10 protein-coding genes are annotated in these 13,868 nt (G+C 62.5%); 2 read left to right on the top strand and 8 right to left on the bottom strand.

What is annotated here, in order from left to right:
- Positions 1 to 23: 23 nt before the first annotated feature.
- A complete protein-coding gene (locus tag ACJ8IM_RS21745; RefSeq protein WP_033654564.1) occupies positions 24 to 641 on the top strand; it encodes a pyridoxamine 5'-phosphate oxidase family protein in 618 nt (205 codons plus the stop codon).
- On the opposite strand, the gene ACJ8IM_RS21740 is transcribed toward ACJ8IM_RS21745, so the two are convergent.
- Both ACJ8IM_RS21740 and yegD read right to left on the bottom strand, forming a co-directional pair.
- Positions 638 to 1,204, bottom strand: coding sequence for a GNAT family N-acetyltransferase (locus ACJ8IM_RS21740; RefSeq protein WP_033654565.1), 567 nt, complete (start codon positions 1,202 to 1,204; stop codon positions 638 to 640). The genes ACJ8IM_RS21745 and ACJ8IM_RS21740 overlap by 4 nt on opposite strands.
- A gap of 51 nt (positions 1,205 to 1,255) precedes the next feature.
- Positions 1,256 to 2,608, bottom strand: coding sequence for a molecular chaperone (yegD, locus tag ACJ8IM_RS21735; protein WP_033654566.1), 1,353 nt, complete (start codon positions 2,606 to 2,608; stop codon positions 1,256 to 1,258).
- Between the two features lie 164 nt (positions 2,609 to 2,772).
- On the opposite strand from yegD, the gene alkA reads away from it, so the two are divergent.
- A complete protein-coding gene (gene alkA, locus ACJ8IM_RS21730; RefSeq protein WP_033654567.1) occupies positions 2,773 to 4,263 on the top strand; it encodes a DNA-3-methyladenine glycosylase 2 in 1,491 nt (496 codons plus the stop codon).
- 9 nt (positions 4,264 to 4,272) lie between these two features.
- Here alkA and ACJ8IM_RS21725 read toward each other — a convergent pair whose 3' ends face one another.
- The 6 genes from ACJ8IM_RS21725 to ppk1 form a co-directional block, all read right to left on the bottom strand.
- Positions 4,273 to 4,626 (bottom strand): DNA-binding protein, encoded by a 354-nt coding sequence (locus ACJ8IM_RS21725; RefSeq protein WP_033635531.1) that lies wholly within the window; start codon positions 4,624 to 4,626, stop codon positions 4,273 to 4,275.
- A 192-nt stretch (positions 4,627 to 4,818) separates the two neighbouring features.
- Positions 4,819 to 8,145, bottom strand: a complete 3,327-nt coding sequence (locus tag ACJ8IM_RS21720) for a diguanylate cyclase (RefSeq protein WP_308317486.1) — start codon at positions 8,143 to 8,145, stop codon at positions 4,819 to 4,821.
- A gap of 185 nt (positions 8,146 to 8,330) precedes the next feature.
- Positions 8,331 to 9,764 (bottom strand): magnesium transporter, encoded by a 1,434-nt coding sequence (mgtE, locus tag ACJ8IM_RS21715; RefSeq protein ID WP_033654569.1) that lies wholly within the window; start codon positions 9,762 to 9,764, stop codon positions 8,331 to 8,333.
- Positions 9,765 to 9,867: 103 nt separating this feature from the next.
- On the bottom strand, positions 9,868 to 10,050 hold the full coding sequence (locus ACJ8IM_RS21710) for a YfgG family protein (RefSeq protein ID WP_004941600.1): 183 nt from the start codon (positions 10,048 to 10,050) through the stop codon (positions 9,868 to 9,870).
- Positions 10,051 to 10,231: 181 nt separating this feature from the next.
- On the bottom strand, positions 10,232 to 11,782 hold the full coding sequence (ppx, locus tag ACJ8IM_RS21705; protein WP_033635528.1) for an exopolyphosphatase: 1,551 nt from the start codon (positions 11,780 to 11,782) through the stop codon (positions 10,232 to 10,234).
- Positions 11,783 to 11,792: 10 nt separating this feature from the next.
- Entirely contained in the window at positions 11,793 to 13,856 is a 2,064-nt protein-coding gene (ppk1, locus tag ACJ8IM_RS21700; RefSeq protein ID WP_033648827.1) for a polyphosphate kinase 1, read from the bottom strand.
- Positions 13,857 to 13,868: the final 12 nt, after the last annotated feature.

Below are 13,868 nucleotides of genomic sequence, written 5' to 3'. Positions count from 1 at the left end.
TATGACTTATTCAGGAAACTGCAATGTCTGGCGATACCATCAACGACCTCGCGACGCTGGAACAGCTGTACGGCAAACCCGCCGCGCCCTCGGTGTTTAAAGAAGTCAGCTATATCCACCCGGCATACCGCCCGTTTATCGAGGCGGCGCCGTTTGCCGCCCTCTCGACGGTCGGGCCGGACGGCATGGATGTCTCCCCGCGCGGCGATCCGGCCGGTTTTATCCATATCGAAGACGAGAAAACCCTGCTGCTGCCGGATCGGCGCGGCAATAACCGCATCGACAGCCTGCGCAATATCCTGCACGACAACCGGGTGGCGCTGCTGCTGCTGATCCCCGGCATCGGCGAAACGCTGCGGATTAACGGGCGGGCGGAGATCGTGGTGGCGCCGGCGGTGCTGCAGCGCTTCGCCCACCGCAATCAGCTGCCGCGTTCGGTGCTGCGCATTCGGGTGGAGGCGGTGTTCTTCCAGTGCAGCCGGGCGATCTTGCGTTCGGGACTCTGGGAAGAGGGCAGCCGCCTCGAACGTTCGGCGCTGCCCAGCCCCGGCCATATTTTGGCCGCGGTGAGCCAAACGCGCTTCGACGGTGAGGAGTACGACCAGGCGCTGCCGCAGCGGCTGAAGGATACGCTGTATTAATCGCCGCGACGTTCGCGCCACGTTTGCCGGTTCAGCCGGTACAAGACGTGTTTTTGCAGCGGATGGCCCGCCGGCAGGCGTGGGTGCAGGAAGGTTTCGCCGTCAAACTGCATGCCGATGCGCGTCATCACCCGGCGCGACGGTTGGTTGTTTTCGGCGGTGAAGGACACCACTTCCGACAAGTGAAGCGTGTCGAAGGCGCACGCCAGCGCCGCGCGTGCCGCTTCAGCGGCGTAGCCGTTGCCCCAATGGGCCGCCGCCAGCCGCCAGCCAATCTCCACGCAGGGGGAACAGGGCAGATCGTCGCCCGGCCGCGCCAGCCCGACAAACCCGATAAAGGGCGCGCCGTCTTTCACTTCCACCGCCCACAGCCCCCAGCCATGTTGTTGCATGAAGGCGCGGATGCGTTCGGCCTGCGCGCGGCTTTCCTCGGCCGTCATCGTCGCCGGGAAATAGCGCATCACCTGCGGATCGGCGTTAAGCGCGGCGAAGGCCGGCAGATCGTCGTCGCGCCAGGGGCGCAGGCGCAGCCTGGCGCTGTCGAGGGTAAGGATGGTTGACATGATGCATAGCCTCCAATGAGCAAGGGCGCGGCGAGCCGCGCCCTTGGGCCGTCAACGGAACAGCGTTTGCGCCCAGCGCGCCAGCCCGGCGGTGACCGAGCCGAAGTCGTTGCCGCCGACGATCGGAATGCCCGGCAGCTGCTGTTGCAGCGCGGCGCGCAGCAGGGGGGAGCGCGCGCTGCCGCCGGTCAGGTAGATCACCTGCGGCGCGGTCTGGCTGCTGGCCAGCGCGGCGCTGACCTGTTCCTGGATGCGCATCAACGGCTGCGAGATGGCGTCGGCGAGCTGAGCCTGGCTGATGCTCTCCGCCAGATCGGCCTGCACGAAGCCGAGCGGCGCGCTGATGGCGGTTTGGGCGGACAGGGCTATCTTACTCTCTTCGGCCGCGCGCACCAGTCGGTAGCTCAGGCGCTGCTGGTACACTTTCAGCAGGCGTTTGACCTTTTCCGGCTCCGCCGCGTCGAGGATCAGATCGCGCAGCACGCGGCCGTTGGCGGCGCTGTAGAAGTCGTTTTGCGCCGGCACGTCGTTGGTCGCCACCGCGTTCCAGTAAGGCAGCGCCGGCAGGGCGATGCCTTTCGCGGTTTCGCCGCCCAGGCCGAACAGCGGCATCAACTGTTTGAAGGCCAGCATGATGTCCAGATCGTTACCGCCGACCCGGCAGCCGCTGTGCCCCAGCAGGCTTTGCTGGCGATCGGCGCGGTCGCGCCACTGCGGCCCCATCAGCAGCACCGAGCAGTCGGTGGTGCCGCCGCCGATGTCCACCACCAGCACGGTTTGCTCTTCGCTCAGCGTCGCCTCGAAGTCCAGCCCCGCCGCCACCGGCTCGAACTGGAATTCAATGGCTTTGAAACCGGCGCGTTCGGCGGCGCGCTGCAAAATGCCCTGCGCCTGCCGGTTGGCCTCTTCGCCGCCGATGCCCTGGAAGTTGATCGGCCGGCCGATCACCGCCTGCTCGATACCGGTCTGCAGCACGTTTTCCGCCTGGCGTTTGATGTGGAACATCATGGCGCACACCAGGTCTTCGAACAGGGCGATCTGCTGCGGTTTCAGGCCGTTGGCGCCGAGGAAGGATTTCGGCGAGCGCACGAAGTACACCTCTTCCGGATCTTCCATGTAGTGCGCCAGCGCCTGCAGGCCGAACAACACGCTGTCGCCGTTGACCGGAATGTCCTCTTCGCGGTTGTAACTGATGGCGCGGCGCAGCAGCTGCTGGTTTTCTTCGCTGCCGGTCGGCACCTGCCAATGGCGGTGCAGGCATTCGCTCACCGCTTCGCGGGTCGGCGCGCACAGCATCGAAGGCAGATACGGTTCGTTGTTTTCCAGCGTCAGCAGCTCGGGGCCGTGGTCGCGCATCACCGCGACGGAACAGTTGGCTGTCCCGTAGTCGAATCCAATAAACATCTCTTTTTTGTCCCCATGCCAATGAAGGGGGGCGACTTTACCCGAGACGGGGCCGGCGGGCAATGCGCCAATGCGCGAGTGTCGAAAAATTTAGCGGGCGCGGCATCGGCATGCTTAACTTAATGTCCGAATTCCGCACGTCAACGCGCCAGGCGAGCCCCATAATGCAGAAAAAACCGAACCCGAGCGTTGCCATGAATACTCAACAGCAAGCGTTGTACGACGCGCTGCGCGCGCGTGACCGCAAATTCGACGGCCGCTTTTTCGTCGGCGTCTCTTCCACCGGCATCTATTGCCGCCCGGTGTGCAGCGCCCGCACGCCGAAGCTGGAAAACTGCACCTTCTATCCGAGCGCGGCGGCGGCCGAGCTGGCGGGCTTTCGCCCCTGCCTTAAATGCCGGCCGGAGCTGGCGCCCGGCCTGGCGCTGATCGATCTGGGCAATCGCTATGCGCAGGTGGCGGTGCAGCTCATCGAGCAAGGCTATCTGTCCGAACACAGCTGCGAAGCGCTGGCGGCGCGGCTCGGCATTTCCGATCGCCACCTGCGGCGCATCTTCGCCGAACAGTTTGGCGCTTCGCCGATCGATTACGCGCAGTCGCACCGGTTGCTGCAGGCCAAACGCCTGCTGGCGGACACCGATCTGCCGCTCAGCGAGGTGGCGTTCGCCGCCGGTTTCGGCAGCCTGCGGCGTTTCAACGAGCTGTTCAAGGCGCGCTATCGCCTGATCCCGTCTGCGCTGCGCAGCGGCGGCGCGCGCGGTGAGCGGGCCGCCGCCAGCGGGCTGGTGTTCCATCTGGGCTATCGGCCGCCCTATGACTGGGATCGCATGCTGAATTTCCTGCAGGCGCGCGCCGTGCAGGGCGTGGAGCGAGTCGAGGGACGCCGCTACCTGCGTTCGATCGCCGTCAACCAGGGCGGCACGGAATATCGCGGCTGGGTCAGCGTGCAGCCGGAGGAAGCGCGCAACCGGGTCAGGGTCGAGATCGCGCCTGCGCTCAGTTTGGTGACGACGGAGGTGCTGCGCCGCGTGCGCCTGCTGTTTGATCTGGACGCCGCGCCGGATCGCATCAATGAGGCGCTGGGCTCGCTGGCGGCCGATGCGCCGGGGCTGCGCCTGCCGGGCTGCGTGAACAGCTTCGAGCAGGCGGCGCGGGCGGTGCTGGGGCAGTTGGTCAGCGTGAAAATGGCGGCGACCTTCGCCGGGCGGATGGCCGAACGCTGGGGAGAGCCGCTGGCGGCGCCGCACGAGGGCATTACCCACGTTTTCCCCAGCGCCGAACGGGTGGCGCAGCTGCAGCCCGAAGCACTGCGCCCGCTCGGGGTGCAGCTGAAGCGCGCGGCGGCGCTGATCGAGATCGCCCGCGCGCTGGGCGAAGGGCGGCTGCAGCTCGACAACGTGCTGGATATCGACCAGGGCATCAGGGCGCTGACCGCGCTGCCGGGCATCGGCAGCTGGACCGCCAGCTATATCGCGATGCGCGCCTGGTCTTGGCCGGACGTGTTTCTGGCCGGCGACTACCTGATCAAACAGCGTTTTCCCGGCATGACGCCGCGCCAGATCGAACGCTATGCCGAACGTTGGCGCCCGTGGCGCTCTTACGCCACGCTGCATCTGTGGCACAACGACGGCTGGGCGCCGGAAGGGGAGGATTGAGCATTCGGGCTAGCGGGGGGGCTCGATCAGCTGCAGCAGGCGGCTCATGCCCTCGCGCATCAGGAACGCCAGCAGCTTTTCCCGCTCTGCCGGCGTCAGGTGGTAGTAATACTCGATCCAGACCCGTATCGGATCCTGGCGTTTGACGTCGTAGCCCGGAGGGTCTGTCTCGCGCAAGGCCGACAGGCTGCGCGCGCCGTACGGCAGGCTGTCGATATGGTATTCCAGCGCTTTGCCCTGCACGCCGCTGCGGCGGCGGCTTAGCCAGCCTTCGCGCCGGGCCATCAAATTGACCCCTTGCGGGGTTGAAGGCAACCCCGCCTTGCCCATCAGTTCCCTGGCGGAAAACCATTTCTTTTCCATAGTCCCTTATCCCTGAGCCATCACATGTCGAGCAAAATCAACGGATACGCTGATGTTCGCATGGGAGTTTCATCTTATTTAATCGTTTAAGCTTCAGGTGTTATTTATATCACTAATCTCGCATGGGTTAACACAATGTGAATAACGGGAGTGCGGCGCCGCCCGCGAGACGGCGCCGGTGAGGGGGAGGGGTTAGCGAATGCCGAAGTAGCCGTCGCTGAGCAACACCGCCAGCGGCTGCTCCAGCGCTACCTGATCGCCATCCGCCAGATCGACGCCGATATCGCGCAGCGCCTGCAGCGTCACCGGCTGGTGGGCCGGCCCGGCGAGCGTCTGCGCTTTGATCCGATGCGCCGCGCCGTTGAGCATCGAGACCATCAGTTCATCCATCTGGTTGCAGTGCACATTGGTGATAAAGCGTTCATCGACGCGAATGATGTCGATTTTCTGATCGCCCAGCTCATCGAAGGCATTGATATTATGCCCGAAGCCATTGACGATCAGCCGGCAGCCCAGTTGCTGCAGTTCGCGAAGACACGCCCGGCACTGCGCGGCGTGTTCCAGCACCACGGCCTCATCGACGCTGAACAACAGTGCCTGCGGCGGCAGCGAGGAAGCGCGCACCCTTTCCGTCAGCTCGCGCTGGAAGTCGGTGTTCAGCAGGCTGTCGGTGGCCAGCGGCAACGCGAGCGACAGCCCCTTGCGCTTGATGTCGTCGGCGCAGTGCACCAGCAGCTGCGCCACCGCCCAGCGGTCGATGTCCGGCATCAGGCCGTACAGCTGCGCGGCGGCGATGAATGCCTCGTGCGGCAGCGGCCGATCGTCCGGCGCCATCACCTGCAGCTTCACCTGGTGGAACGCGGCCGACAGCGGCGTCGCCGGCGGTGCGACCGCGCGGGTCAGCAGCCGCAGCTGCCCCTCGCTGACGATCGTCTGCACTTCCTGCAGGCTCAGCAATTCATGCTGCCGCTCCAGCAGCTGTTTTTGCCGTGCTTCATACATATACACCTGGCCGCGCCCGTGGTGCTTGGCGGTGTAGCAGGCGATGTCGGCCTGGGCCAGCAGCTCACTGCTTTTGGCGTCGCCGCCGATGCGCGTGATGCCGGCGCTGGCGCCGACGCGATAAATTTTCCCTTCCCAGTAGAACGGATGCTGGCTGATTTGGTTGACCACCTGTTGCATCAGCGATTTGGCCTGCTCCGGCCGGCAGTCGAACAGGATCAGGCCGAATTCGTCGCCGCCCAGCCGGGCCAGGCAGTCGCTGTTGCGCAGCTGGTGCCGCATCAGCTGGGCGATGTCCCGCAGCAAGGCATCGCCCGCCGCGTGGCCGGCGGTGTCGTTCACCGCCTTGAACCGATCCAGATCGAGGAACACCAGCGAATGCGGCGGCGACGGTTCCCCGCCGGCGACGATTGCCGCTTTCAGCTGCTTCTCGAAGCTGGCGCGGTTCGGCAGGCCGGTCAGCGCGTCATGCGAGGCGCTGTAGCTGAGCTTTTTCATCAGTTCGCGCGAGGCGGTGACATCCTGCAGCACCATCACCGCGCCCATGGTTTCACCGTCGAGGGTTTTCAGCGGTGAGACAGACTGCTGCACGTCGAAATAGCGCCCGTCGCGGCTGTGCAGCACCAATGCGTAATCCGCCGGCCACTGCCGTGGATATTGCGTGAGGTTTTCGATTTCCGGGCCGTCTTTGCCGTTGGTCAGGCGCACCACGCCGGCGACGGGCATACCGATCGCCAGATCGAGCGGCCAGCCGCACATCTGCTCGGCCACCGGATTCATAAAGGTAATGCGCAGGTGGCTGTCGGTGGAGATCACCCCTTCGCCGATGGCGTCGAGGGTGATGTGCAAACGCTCTTTCTCCTCGTGCAGCGCTTCGGCGAGGCTCTTGAGCTCGGTCATGTCGATATTGGTGCCGATCATGCGCAGCGGCCGGCCCTGATCGTCGAGGATCACGTTGCCCTGGCCGCGAATATGGCGCACGCTGCCCTGGCGGGTCACGATGCGGTATTCCATGACGAAAGGCTTGGGGTCGGCCAACAGCGCGGCCAGCTCGCGATCGGTGCGGTCGCGATCTTCCGGCACCAACAGCGTGCGCCACAGCGCCAGCGTCGGCGTTTGGTCGGGATTGAGATCGTAGAGTTCGAACATGCGCTGATCCCAGGTGAAGTTTTCCTGGCTCATCACCCATTCCCAGATGCCGACGCCGCCCACCTGATTGGCCAGCGTAATGCGCTCCACCAGCCGGTTGTTTTCCGCCTGGCTGCGTTTCAAATCGCTGATGTCCTCCACCTGCGAGATGAAATACAGCGGCAGGCCTTCGGCGTCGCGCACCAGCGAGACCGCCAGCAGCGCCCAGACGGTCTGGCCGTCGCTGCGGATGTAGCGTTTCTCCATGGTGTAGCTGCTGATATGGCCATCGAGCAGGTCGTGCAACTGGCTTAGATCGGCGGTGAGATCGTCGGGATGCGTAATTTCTTGAAAGGTCAGCTTATGCAGCGCCTCAGGCGTATAGCCGAGCAGCGCGCACAGCGCCTGATTGACCTGCAGCCATTTCCCCTGCGGCGACACCAGCGCCATGCCGATGGCGGAATACTCCAGCGCGCTGCGAAAGCGGCTTTCGCTCTCGACGATGTGCTGTTTTTCCACCCGAAAGGCGTGCATCACCACCGCCATCGCGTGCGCCGGGATTAAAATCAGCAGCATCGGCAAGTACAGACCGAGATCGCCAAGGTGCTTGCCGGAAGCCTGGAAATGCAGCAACCCCAGCGAAATCATCACGGTGATCAGCAAGAGGGTGCAGAAGCAAACGGTGAACGCCTCAAAACGCGGCAGTGCGATGGCTGCCCACAGCAGCGGCAAAATCACGAACGTGAACGGAAAAGGCAGGTAGGTCAGCGCCATAAAGCTGAAAGCCAGCGTAACCATCAGCGTCAGCAATAATGGAAACGGGTTCAGCGCCGTCAGGGTGCGACGGTTATAAGAGAGGCCGATCGGCGCCAGCGACAGCACCCCTATCGCTTCGGAAATGAACCAGGTACCGAACGGCTGCCAAAAAGGCTGGCCTGGCGCGGGCACCAGGCCGGCGGCCAGCAGCGCGCTGAACAGCGGGGTAAAAATCACCGCGCACACCACAAAACGCAGCCAACTGGCGAGATCGTTCAACGGATCGTACGGGTGTAGCATGCGGCGCAGCAGCAGGGCGCAAACCGCCGCTTCCAGCAGGTTGATGGCGGCCAGCTTGACGGGCGTGGCGCTGACGCCGAACAGCAAGAAGCTGGCGAGCACGATGCCGAGGCCGCTGGCCAACAGCGGCAGGCCCCAGTGGCGCGGGGCGTGGCGGTACAGCACCGCGATAGCGGCGGCGGTCGGAAACCACAGCGGGGTGAAGTGGCTGGCTTCGCTGGACAGCGACAGGCTCAGCAAGGCGAGCAGAAACGTCGCCAGCGCCACTAACAGGGAATGCGTCAGCACGACGCCTTTGTGGGTGCCGAACGTGTTCGGCGCGCTGATCTCCATAGACACCCTTACCGATGGCCTCTGTCAGTGATTGGATTCATGACGTGGATGAATTAAGACGATTTATTGGCAAAGGGTAGTACAGCGCGAGAGGAAAACCTACCGGGATGGCCGACTTTACTGCGTTAACGCAAACCCGGCGACAGAATGGCGAAAAAGCCGGCGCGCGGCCGGCTTTTCGCGTATTACAGCAGGAACAGGGTGGCGAGGCCGAGGAAGATGAAAAAGCCGCCGGTATCGGTCAGCGCGGTGATGAGCACGCTGGAGCCGACCGCCGGATCGCGGCCCACTTTGAGCATGGTCATCGGGATCACTACGCCCATCAGCGCCGCCAGCAGCAGATTGAGCAGCATCGCCAGCGTCATCACGCCGCCCATCGCCGCGTCGCCGTACAGCAGCCAGGTGATGACGCCCATGATGCCGCCCCACACCACGCCGTTGATGATGGCGACGCCCAGCTCTCTGAGCATCAGGCGCGAGATGTTGCCGACTTCAATCTGGTGCAGCGCCAGCGCGCGCACGATCATGGTGATGGTCTGGTTGCCGGTGTTGCCGCCGATGCCGGCGACGATCGGCATCAGCGCCGCCAGCGCCACCAGCTGGGAAATGGTGTGTTCGAACAGGCCGATCACCCGCGAGGCGATGAATGCGGTGCAGAGGTTGATCGCCAGCCAGGCCCAGCGGGTCTTGACCGCCTTGCTGACCGGGGCAAACACGTCTTCTTCCGGGCTCAAACCGCCCATGCGACGCAGGTTGGTGTCGCTCTCTTCGTTGACGGCGTCGACGATCTCTTCGATGGTCAGGCGGCCCATCAGTTTGCCCTTGGCGTCAACCACCGGGGCGCTGATCAGGTCGTAACGTTCGAACGCGCCGGCCGCTTCATCGGCCTTGTCTTCGGGCTGAAAGGTGGCGGGATCGCTGTCCATCACTTCGCGCACCGGGATCTCCGGATCGTTCAGCAGCACTGCGGTCAGTGGCAGCTCGCCCAACAGGGTGTTTTTGCGATCGGTGACGAACAGTTTATCGGTGGCGTCGGGAATGGTTTTGCGCATGCGCAAGAAGCGATGCACCGCGCCGAGCGTGACGTCCGGCCGCACCGTCACCAGTTCGAAATCCATCATCCAGCCGACGCTGTCTTTGGCGTACTGGCTCATCTCGCGCACCTGGGCGCGCTGCTCCGGCTCCAGCGAGGTCAGCAACCGGCCCATCAGGTTACGCGGCAGGTATTGCGCCAGGTAGGCCTGTTCGTCGACGTCCAGCGTTTTGATCGCTTTGAGCAGGTCTTTGTCGCTCATTTCCTCGATCAGGCTGTCCCAGACCGGTTCGGCGACCTCCACCAGCGTCTGGCCGCGCTTGCTGTTGCCCACCAGCCGCCACAGCGCCATACGTTCGTCCTGCGGCAGCGCCTCCAGCAGGTCCGCCAGGTCGGCGGCGTGCATATCGTCCAACAGACCGGTGATTTCCGCCGTCTGGTTCAGCAGTTCGCTTTGGCTGAGGGCGTGTTCATCCCCTGGCCGGCCGAGAATGCCGTCGACCAACTCCTTATTGTTCAACAGCAGAGTGAGAATGCGCTGGCGGTATTCAGCGACTTTTTTGACGTTATGGGTTGCGGCTGACATGGTGTTCCTTTACGGGCGCTCGGCGTTCCTGACGCAGGCTCATTAAAAGATAGAGCATAGCGGGTGCCGGCGTCATTTTTATGAAACGGCCGGGGTGCGGCGGTTATTCAGAGGAGGCGTCCTGTTGCGGCGCGCTGACTTCGGCGGCGTTTTGCGCAGCGGCCTGCTTTTTTTCCTGATGATGAGGCACCGCCACCACGGCGGCGTACAGCAGTCGGCCGACTAAAATGATAAAGCTGATAAACAACACTATCTTCGTCATCTGTCCGGTGGTTTTCTTGCGCATATATCACCCGGTATGCCGGTGTCCTGTGTTATTCGCTCGTGAATTTGTAAGCGGATTTTAGGCGCTGATGACAAAAGTTGTCCATTTTTTTCCGGCGTGTGGGGCGGCGTATTAGGGCTTCGTTTAGGTTGACGGGGCGAGGGCGGAAAGAAAAACCCCCTGTCTGGCAGGGGGCGGGGGATCAGGCGGAGCGCTGTTCGTTTTGCGAGCCTTCTTCTTCGATCAGCAGCTTCCAGCCGACGACGTCGTTCCAGTAGGCCTGCTCGCGCTCGAAATCGAGCTGCACCAGGTTGTTCTGCGCCAGGTAGCCGGCCGGGAAGCGCAGCGTCCAGTGGTTGTCGTCGGTGGTCAGGCGCAGCGTTTCCGGCGTGGTGGTCGACTGACGCTGGTTGTTGAGCAGGGTGCTCAGACGCAGCAGCTGGATCAGCGGCAGGTAGTGCTTCTTCTTGAACAGGTTGAGGCGCGGCAGCTCTTCGAGCTTGATCGCCTTGCGGTGGAAACGCACCAGCGCCGCCAGCAGCAGCTGCTGTTCCTGGTTGAAGCCAGGCAGGTTGGAGTTTTGCAGAATGTAGGCCGAATGGCGGTGCATGCCGCTGTGGTTGATGCTCAGCCCCACCTCGTGCAGCATGGCGGCCCATTTCAGCAGCGCTTCCAGCTGCGGATGCGCCAGCTTGGTGTTTTGCGCCATCCACTGCGAGTAGAGCAGCTCGGTGGTTTCCAGCACCCGCTTGGCCTGCTCGCGGTCGATGTTGTAGTGATCGGCCAGGCTCTTGGCGGTGCGGCTGCGGATGTCCTGATGGCGGAAGCGGCCTTCCATTTCATACAGCACGCCTTCGCGCAGCGCGCCGTCGGACAGGCGCAGATCGCGGATCGCCAGCGCGTCGAACACGCCGCACAGGATAGCCAGCCCCGGCACGAACACCGATTGGCGATCCTCCGACAGCCCCGGCAGGCTCAGCGAGCTGAAGCTTTTGAACTGCAGCACCTGTTCGGCGAGCATTTCCAGGCGATCCAGGGTGATGAGACCGTCTTTTTCCCCCATCGCCACCAGCACTTCGTGGGCGGCCTTGATGGTGCCCGAGGCGCCCAGCGCGTACTGCCAGCCCTGAATGCGGTACTGCCAGGCCAGCGTTTCCAATTTTTGCGCCGCCGCCAGCCGCGCGCGGCGGAAGTTGTTTTTGCTGATCTCGCCGCCCGGGAAGAACAGCTGGGCGAAGCTGACGCAGCCCATGCGGCGGCTTTCCGCCAGCAGCGGCTCGAAGTCTTCGCCGATCACCAGCTCGGTGGATCCGCCGCCGATGTCGATCACCAGCTTGCGGCCTTTCTCCGGCTGAGTGTGCTCCACGCCCATGAAGATCAGACGCGCTTCTTCCTGGCCGGCGATGATTTCGATCGGGTAGGGGATCACTTTGGCGGCGCGCTTGAGGAACACTTCGGCGTTCACCGCCTGACGCAGGGTGTGCGTCCCGACGATGGTGACGTTATCCGCCGGGAAGCCCTGCAGCCGTTCGGCAAACAGCGCCAGGCAGGCCAGGCCGCGTTCTATCGCCTCTTCACTGAGTACGTTGTTGCTGTCCAATCCGTCGGCGAGATGCACCCGCTGTTTTAAACGGCCCAATACCTGTAAGGCGCCGTTGACGACGCGGGCGATCACCATGTGGAAACTGTTCGACCCGAGGTCGATGGCGGCGATTTCCTGCGGTTTGTTCGTTGCAGTGTTTTTTAGCGGCATAGTTGCTGGCCTACTGTCCTGGTTGTTCCAGAGCTTTTAAATACTCGTAAATAGCCACCTGGGCACGCACTTTGCGGCGGTTGCCGCGCGGCACGTACTGGTTGCTCAGTTCTTTATCCACATAACGGGCCTTGACCGTATCGCTGAACAGGATCTCCAGAATGTCCAGAACGCGCTGTTTCAGCGCCGGATCCAGCAGCGATACCGCCACTTCGATACGGTAATCTATGTTGCGGGTCATCCAGTCGGCGGAGGACAGATACACCCGTTTGTCACCTTTATTGTCGAAAACGTAAACCCGGTCGTGTTCCAAAAAGCGATCGACGATGCTGATCACCTGAATATTGTCGCTGATCCCCGGCAGGTTGGGAATCAGGGAACACATGCCCCGCACCAGCAGGCGGATCTTCACGCCGGCGCCGGACGCGGTATATAACCGATCTACCAGCCCTTTATCCACCAGATTATTAATTTTCAACATAATGCCGGCCTGTTCCCCGGCCTGGGCGTTGGCGATTTCGTTGTCGATCAGCTCATACAGCTTCAGGCGCGAGTTCTGCGGCGACACCATCAGGTTGTCGAAGGTGACCGGCCGGTAGGGGTTCTCGATAAAGTTGAACACCCGACGCACCTCGTTGGTGATGCGTGAGTCGGCGGTCAACAGCGAATAGTCGGTGTAGATGCGCGCGGTTTTTTCGTTAAAGTTGCCGGTGCCGATATGAGCATAGCGCACAATTTCATCGCCTTCACGGCGTGAAATCAGGAACAGTTTGGCGTGGATTTTCAGGCCCGGCGCGGAGAAGATCACGTGTACGCCGGCCTCGGTCAGGCGCTTCGCCCAATGAATGTTGGCTTCTTCGTCGAAGCGCGCCTGCAGCTCGACCACCACCGTGACTTTTTTGCCGTTGTGCGCAGCGTGGATCATCGATTCGATGATGCGTGAATCTTTCGCCACCCGGTAGATGTTGATCTTGATAGCCAACACGCTCGGATCGAACGACGCCTGGCGCAGCAGCTCCAGCACGTGCTCGAAGGTGTGGTACGGATAGTAGAGCAGCACGTCTTTTTCGCGAATGGCGTCGAAGCCGTTGCGGAAACCGTCGAACCAGATGTGGCGCAGGCGCGGCAGCGGCTTGTTGACCAGGTTGGCCTTGCCGACGTTCGGGAAGCTGATGAAATCTTTGAAGTTGTGGTAGCGGCCGCCGGCGATCACCGAATCGTAGTTGGAAATGCCCAGCTTGCCGCGCAGCAGTTCCACCATTTCGTTCGGCATGTCGCGCTGATACACGAAGCGCACCGGCTCGGCGGTCAGGCGCTGTTTCAGGCTGGAGGACATCAGTTCCAGCAGGCTGGATTCCATTTCGGTCACCAGATCGTACTCCGCGTCACGGGTCATTTTCATCGAGTAGGCGTTGAGCGCGTCGTAGTCGAAGAAGCCCTTGAAGATATCGTCCAGGCAGTAACGCAGAATGTTGTCCAGCAGGATCATCGGCTTGCGGCGGCGCGGCGCTTCCGGCGGCAGATTGACGAAGCGCGGCACCTTGTCGGACGGGATCTCCAGCAGCGCATAGTCGATGCGCGCTCCGCGGATGATCTCCACCGCCAGATAGGTGTAATCGTCTTTCAGGAACTGCACCAGATTGGTGTCGTGATTGATCAGGATCGGCGTGATGTGCTGGCGCAGATGCTGTTTGAAATATTGCCGCAGCCAGATTTGCTGGTTCTCGGACACCTGGCGTTCGTTGATCAGGAAGATCTGGTTACGCGCCATTTCCAGCAGCAGATCGTTATACAGGCCGTCGAACTCCTGATCGGTTTTCAGCACCTTGGCCTGGATCTTTTTCAGCAGGTGGCGCGAGGCGCCGGCGGAGCCTTGCTCTTCGCTGATCAGGATGCGCCGTTTGAGATCGGCGAAGCGGACTTTATAGAATTCGTCGAGGTTGTTGGAGTAAATGCCCAGAAAACGCATACGTTCAATCAGGGGATTGCTCTTATCTGCGGCTTCCTGCAACACGCGTTCATTAAAGGATAACCAGCTTAGTTCTTTTTCGATGTAGAGCTTTTCCTGACCCATTGCCACTCCAGT

It is taken from the genome of Serratia sp. CY33525 (assembly GCF_052169115.1).
In the GTDB taxonomy this organism is placed as follows: domain Bacteria; phylum Pseudomonadota; class Gammaproteobacteria; order Enterobacterales; family Enterobacteriaceae; genus Serratia; species Serratia sarumanii.
Note: the sequence above shows the minus strand (reverse complement) of the source record. Positions and strands in the feature narration are given on the sequence as shown.

Excerpts from the sequence above, each read along its gene's own strand:
- alkA (WP_033654567.1), top strand. The coding sequence starts at position 2,773 with ATGCAGAAAAAACCGAACCCGAGCGTTGCCATGAATACTCAACAGCAA.
- ACJ8IM_RS21720 (WP_308317486.1), bottom strand. The coding sequence starts at position 8,145 with ATGGAGATCAGCGCGCCGAACACGTTCGGCACCCACAAAGGCGTCGTG.
- yegD (WP_033654566.1), bottom strand. The coding sequence starts at position 2,608 with ATGTTTATTGGATTCGACTACGGGACAGCCAACTGTTCCGTCGCGGTG.
- ACJ8IM_RS21710 (WP_004941600.1), bottom strand. The coding sequence starts at position 10,050 with ATGCGCAAGAAAACCACCGGACAGATGACGAAGATAGTGTTGTTTATC.
- ACJ8IM_RS21745 (WP_033654564.1), top strand. The coding sequence starts at position 24 with ATGTCTGGCGATACCATCAACGACCTCGCGACGCTGGAACAGCTGTAC.
- ACJ8IM_RS21725 (WP_033635531.1), bottom strand. The coding sequence starts at position 4,626 with ATGGAAAAGAAATGGTTTTCCGCCAGGGAACTGATGGGCAAGGCGGGG.
- ACJ8IM_RS21740 (WP_033654565.1), bottom strand. The coding sequence starts at position 1,204 with ATGTCAACCATCCTTACCCTCGACAGCGCCAGGCTGCGCCTGCGCCCC.
- ppk1 (WP_033648827.1), bottom strand. The coding sequence starts at position 13,856 with ATGGGTCAGGAAAAGCTCTACATCGAAAAAGAACTAAGCTGGTTATCC.
- ppx (WP_033635528.1), bottom strand. The coding sequence starts at position 11,782 with ATGCCGCTAAAAAACACTGCAACGAACAAACCGCAGGAAATCGCCGCC.
- mgtE (WP_033654569.1), bottom strand. The coding sequence starts at position 9,764 with ATGTCAGCCGCAACCCATAACGTCAAAAAAGTCGCTGAATACCGCCAG.